Origin of the sequence: Mesorhizobium sp. M7A.F.Ca.MR.148.00.0.0 (assembly GCF_003997735.1) — a bacterium.
GTDB lineage: Bacteria > Pseudomonadota > Alphaproteobacteria > Rhizobiales > Rhizobiaceae > Mesorhizobium.
This window is the reverse complement of sequence record NZ_RZTB01000196.1, coordinates 1-5757: the sequence shown is the minus strand read 5'-3', so window position 1 is coordinate 5757 and position 5757 is coordinate 1. Positions and strand designations below refer to the sequence as shown.

Genomic DNA, 5757 nt, shown 5'->3' with positions numbered 1-5757 from the left:
CAGTACAATCTTGCGCATCGCGGCGACGACGCCCTGATCGACGACCTTGCCCGCGACGGCATCGCCTATGTGCCGTTCTTCCCGCTCGGCGGCTTCAACCCGCTGCAATCCTCCACCCTGTCGGACGTCGCAACACGCCTCGGCGTCACGCCAATGCAGGTTGCGCTCGCCTGGCTGCTGCGCCGCGCGCCCAACATCCTGCTGATCCCCGGTACATCTTCTGTCGGGCATTTGCGGGAAAACCTCGCTGCGGGCGAACTTAAGCTTTCGGACGATGTGCTCAACGAATTGGATGGGATGGCTAAGGCGGCGTGGCACGACCGGGCGCGACCTCCTGCGGCAGATGAAGGTTGGCGCTCTGTGCGCAGCGACCCCCTCTGGCCTGCCGGCCATCTCCCTCTCAAGGGGGGAGATCGCTGTTCCAGCGGCGAGCCTCTAGTTGATACTCGCCGTATTCGCCGGCTCAGCCGGCCGCGCCTCATCGGCATAAGGGACGCGAAAACCATTCGCAGCCAGCCATACGATGGCTGCCTTCGGCTCGTCCGTCTGGATGATTGTGGCGCCGCGATCGGCCCAAAAACCCCAGACTTCGCGCGGCAGGCTGGCCTGCACCGCCAGTTCGTCGCCGCGGCCGCCGGCCAGGAAGCCGCCCGGCTTGTTGGCGATGGCGTAGGTGTCGGCCCAGATGTGCCAGTTGCCCCTGACCGCGGCCGCGCGCATGCGCGTGCTGAACAACGGCCCGCCGGTCTCGGTCAGCGTCTCGGCGCCTGCCCGCCAGTTGATCAGCTCGATTGCGCGCGGCGAAAAGGCATGGCCGACCGTCCGGGCGAAGACGGCATCACGCACCGCGTCATCGGCGATGATCGGCATGAACTGGAAGCCGCCGCCGATAGCGGTCATTGCCGCCTGGACCGTGGTGATCCGGTTCTGGTTCCACAAATTCTCCTTGACGATAACCTGCTCGGCCATGCCGAGATCGCGAGCCACCGCGATCATGCCCGAGAGGTCGCCGACGTCGAGCTTGTTGTCGAGGTTGATGAGGATCCTGTCCCTGGTCGCCATCAGCATCTCGCGCAGCGTCGAGACCGTTTCGCCCGTCACCGCACCGGTGCCTTCGACCATCAGCCTGCAGGTCTTCAGTTCGGCCAGGGTGTATTTGACCACCTCGCCCTTGCAGGTGGTGGTGCGGTCGAGCCAGCTGTCATGCATGACAACGAACTCACCGTCCTTCGAGCGCCTGATATCGACCTCGACGATTTCTGCGCCCATGGCGATCGACCCCTCCACGGCGGCAATCGAATTTTCCGCGTAGAGCGTCTTGCCCGCCTGCATGCTGCCGGCGCGATGCGCGACCACCATGACGTGGTCGCGCCACTGGTTGGCGTGCTCGAAGCGGTCAAGAATCTGCCTGGCGCGGGTCTCGCCGGCCAATGACTGGCCAGAAAAGGCCGCAAGTGCCGAGGAAAACAGAAGGCTCAGCCAGATGGTCCGCATCGAGAATCGCTCCTTGCCGGATCGAGATCGGGATAGGCGACCCTCGTGACATCCAGGTGAACGAAGCCGGCTAGCGGTTGTTCGCGGGGAGTGCGCGTCAGATGCGTTTCGAGAGCCGGCGGAACCACGCCATGGCCGGCATCTCGACAAAACGCCAGGTGATCCAGGAGGCGGCAATGGTGGCCGCGAGCATGACGACGATCGCCAATGCTCCGGTCCAGCCGGCGCCGAAGCCGGTGGCAGGCTGGCCGCGCAGCATGAAATCGCCCATCAGGCCGAGGCCGAGCTCGCGCTCGACAAGCCCGGCGACGTTGATCATGCGCGCCTGGACGAAGATGTGCACCATGTAGATGGAGTAAGACAGCGCGCCGAGCCTCAACATGAACGGGGTTCTCAGCAAGGCACTGATCCAGCCGCCCTCATGGGCGAAGAGGAACAGCGCCAGCGCGAACACCAGGGGTGCCGCGATGCCGAAATCATTGCCGCCCGCCAGCGAGACGAAAAGCACGATGACGGTCACCATGACGATTTCGGCAAGGGTCCAGTCCATCCGCGGGCCGCTCCTCACGAGGGCCTGTCGCGCCCCTGCAATGGAATCATGCTGAAACCAGGCCAGCAAGGCGCCGAGCGAGAAGCCGTACAGGCAGCGGATGAAGCCGAAATCGAAGGACACATCCATATGATGGGTCGAGAAGCCGAGCAGGAACAGCGGCGCGGTGACTGCGGCGGCGACGAACCATATCCAGGCGCGCGCGCCGGCGACGAAGACCACGCCGGCAAACAGGAGATAGGCGAAGAACTCGGCCGAAATGCTCCAGCTTGGCGCATTCCAGGTCAATTGATCCTCGAAACCGACACCCTGGAGCAGAAGAAGATTGGCAAGCAGGCTGCCGAGGTCGAAGCCTCCGCTGAAGGGGGCAGCCCCGGTGCCGTGCAATTGCGGCAGCATCAGCCGCAGCAACTCGAAGCCGGCGAAGGCGGCAAGCATGAGCAGATGCAGCGGGTAGATGCGGCCGAAACGGACCAGTGCGAAGCGCGCGACCTGTTCCGGCTGGTTCAGCCGATCGCCGTAGCTGCTGGCGATGACGAAACCGGAAAGGACGAAGAAGAAATCGACGAACAGGTAGGACGAACCGATGAAGGCGCTTTGCGAAATCGTCGAAGCGGTCGGAAAGTGAAACAGCGCCACCAGAAGCGCGCAGATGCCGCGCCACGAATCGAGCACCAGGAAGCGTTCGCCGGCGACCGTGCCGGTGCGGGCCGACGCCACGACACGGGTGGGGTTGAGAAACGCGGTCTGCGTCATGATGATACAATCCTGTCTTGCCGTGGCACTCGGGCAGCGCCATTCCGTCTCGCCAAGCTGTGACTGGCATCTTCCGTGCCGGTTCTGTAGTTGTTGCACCCCGATGAAAAACGAGGATCCGTAATGGCGAACAACAACATCGACAACGCCTTCACCGCCCGTTCCAAAACGGGCGCCGCGTTCGAGCCGACCTATTCCGGCGCGCTGTCGTTCATGCGCCGCAAATACACAAAAGACGTGAAGGGCGCGGACGCGGTGGTGTGGGGTATTCCCTTCGATGCCGCCGTCACCAACCGGCCGGGCGCCCGCTTCGGGCCGCAGGCGATCCGCCGCGCCTCGGCGATCCTCGATAACGACCCGCAATATCCGTTCTCACGCGATTTGTTCGAGCATCTGGCGGTGGTCGACTATGGCGATTGCCTGCTCGATTCAGGCAATCACCAGAAGACACCCGGCACGATCGAACGTGAAGCGGCCAAGATCCTGAAGTCCGGCGCCTTCCTGCTGACGCTCGGCGGCGATCATTTCGTCACCTGGCCGCTGCTCAAGGCGCATGCCGCCATCCATGGTCCGCTCGCCTTGGTGCAGTTCGACGCCCATCAGGACACCTGGCCGGACGACGGCAAGCGCATCGACCACGGATCCTTCGTCGGCCGTGCCGTCAAGGAAGGCATCATCGACCCCGACCGCTCGATCCAGATCGGCATCCGCACCCATGCACCCGACACGTTCGGCATCAAGATCCTCCATGGCCATGAAATCGAGGAGATGCGGGCGTCCGATATCGCCTACGCCATCGTCGACCGCACCGGCGGCAAGAAGACCTACCTCACCTTCGACATCGACTGCCTCGATCCGGCCTACGCGCCTGGCACAGGCACGCCAGTTGCCGGCGGGCCGTCCTCGGCGAAGATCCTGTCGACGCTGCGCCAACTCAACCAGATCGATATTGTCGGTGCCGACGTCGTAGAGGTTGCGCCGGCCTATGATCACGCCGATATAACGGCGATCGCCGGCTCTATGGTGGCCATGCAATATCTCGGCCTGCTGGCTGAGCGAAAGGCCCGGCTTGAAGAGTTGAACAACGGCAACCACAATGGTGCCGCAGTGATTCAAGGGCAGGGCATATAATCTTGAAATATCAGGGAATTTGATCAACCCATGAAACCGAAAATCTTCATCGACGGCGAACACGGCACCACCGGCCTGCAGATCAGGGCGCTGCTTGCCGAGCGCAGTGATCTGGAGATCATTTCCATCCCGACCGAACGCCGCAAGGAAACGGCGGCGCGCGCCGAGTTTCTCAACGCCGCCGATGTCGCGATCCTGTGCCTGCCTGACGACGCGGCGAAGGAAAGCGTCTCGCTGATCGCCAACGACACCACCAAGGTCATCGATGCGTCGACCGCGCATCGCGTGGCGGAAGGCTGGGCGTATGGTTTCGCCGAGATGGACAAGGACCAGGCAAAGGCGATCGCCTCGGCAAAACGCGTCGCCAACCCAGGCTGCTGGCCGCAGGGACCGATCGCCACGCTACGGCCGCTGGTCACATCAGGCCTGCTGCCGGCGGATTTCCCGATCACCGTCAACGGCATTTCGGGCTATTCGGGCGGCGGACGGCCGATGATCGAGGACTATGTCGCCAAGGGCGAGGACGCCTCGGAATTCCTGCCCTACGGCCTCACGCTTCAGCACAAGCATGTACCGGAATTGAGGGCCTATGCCAGGCTGTCGCATGATCCGATCATGCAGCCGGCGGTCGGCAATTTCGCGCAAGGCATGATCACCGTGGTGCCGTTGCAGCTTGGCGGCCTCGACCATGTGCCGACCGGTGCGGAGCTGCATGCGGCGATTGCCGACCATTTCGCCGCCATCAAGGGCGGTGTGGTCGAGGTGGCGCCCTATGCGCATTCGGAGCGCATGCCGGAGATCGATCCGGAGATCTACAACGGCACCAACCGGATGAAGATCTATGTCTTCGCCAACGACAAACGGGCGCAGGCCCTGCTGCTGGCGGTCTATGACAATCTTGGCAAGGGTGCCTCCGGTGCCGCCGTGCAGAACATGGACCTGATGCTCGGCCTCTGATGGACACGCCAGCCTTTCCGGCGCGCTGGAAAGTCAGCGCGCCCGAACTCATTGCCGAGACCTTTTCGAGCCGCATCTGGAAGGTTTTGCGCGAAGACGGCTCGCCGGCGACCGTCAAGGCGCTCAAGCCTTTCGACGATGTCGCCGACGAGTTGCGCGGCGAGCATTATCTCGCCTGGCGGCGCGGCGAAGGCGCGGTGCGCCTGCTCGGCCGCGACGGCCACAGCATGCTGCTGGAATATGCCGGTGAAACGCTGCTTCAGCAAGTTCTCGACGAACAGGGCGACTTTGTAGCGACCGCAATTGCGGCCGAGGTGATGGCGAAGCTGTTTTCACAGGGGAAAGACCCCTTTCCGCCAGGTGATGGCGAAGCTGCTTTCACAGGGGAAAGACCCCTTCCCGCCCGAACTTCAGCCGCTGAGGGAACGGTTCGCCAGCCTGTTCAACAAGGCAAATGCCGATCGCGACGCCGGCCATGAGAGCCTCTATGTCGAGGCCGCCACTATTGCCGACCGGCTGCTGGCCGATCCGCACGATATCAGGCCACTGCATGGCGACCTGCATCACGAGAACATCCTGCACGGACCGCGCGGCTGGCTGGCTATCGATCCGAAGGGCGTGCTCGGCGACCCCGGCTTCGATGCGGCGAACATGTTCTACAACCCGCTCGAGCGGGACGATCTCTGCCTCGACCCCGAGCGGATCGCTGGTATGGCCGGGATTTTTGCCAAAACGCTGGGCCAGACACCACCCGCCATCCTTGATCATGCCATCGCCTATGGTTGCCTCTCGGCGTCATGGCATCATGAGGACGACAATGCGGTCGAGGAGAACCGCGAATTGTCGGTCGTCAAGGCGATCCGGGCGGT

Annotated in this window: 4 protein-coding genes and 2 pseudogenes; 4 read left to right on the top strand and 2 right to left on the bottom strand. The window is 63.3% G+C overall.

Annotation, left to right across the window (positions count from 1 at the left end):
* A pseudogene (locus EOB49_RS32465) lies at positions 1-306 on the top strand (aldo/keto reductase); the annotation flags it as partial.
* A gap of 129 nt (positions 307-435) precedes the next feature.
* On the opposite strand, the gene EOB49_RS32460 reads toward EOB49_RS32465, so the two are convergent.
* A complete protein-coding gene (locus EOB49_RS32460) occupies positions 436-1494 on the bottom strand; it encodes a glycerophosphodiester phosphodiesterase family protein (RefSeq protein WP_127383362.1) in 1059 nt (352 codons plus the stop codon).
* Between the two features lie 97 nt (positions 1495-1591).
* Complete coding sequence (locus EOB49_RS32455) at positions 1592-2800, bottom strand: acyltransferase (RefSeq protein WP_127383361.1); 1209 nt, start codon at positions 2798-2800, stop codon at positions 1592-1594.
* 123 nt (positions 2801-2923) lie between these two features.
* Here EOB49_RS32455 and speB point away from each other — a divergent pair, with 123 nt between their 5' ends.
* The 3 genes and pseudogenes from speB to EOB49_RS32440 form a co-directional block, all read left to right on the top strand.
* Positions 2924-3931: an agmatinase gene (speB, locus tag EOB49_RS32450; RefSeq protein ID WP_023810267.1), complete on the top strand. Its 1008-nt coding sequence runs from the start codon at positions 2924-2926 to the stop codon at positions 3929-3931.
* Positions 3932-3961: 30 nt separating this feature from the next.
* Positions 3962-4888, top strand: a complete 927-nt coding sequence (gene argC, locus EOB49_RS32445) for an N-acetyl-gamma-glutamyl-phosphate reductase (RefSeq protein WP_127383360.1) — start codon at positions 3962-3964, stop codon at positions 4886-4888.
* A pseudogene (locus tag EOB49_RS32440) lies at positions 4885-5757 on the top strand (aminoglycoside phosphotransferase family protein); the annotation flags it as partial. The gene argC and the pseudogene EOB49_RS32440, both read left to right, overlap by 4 nt.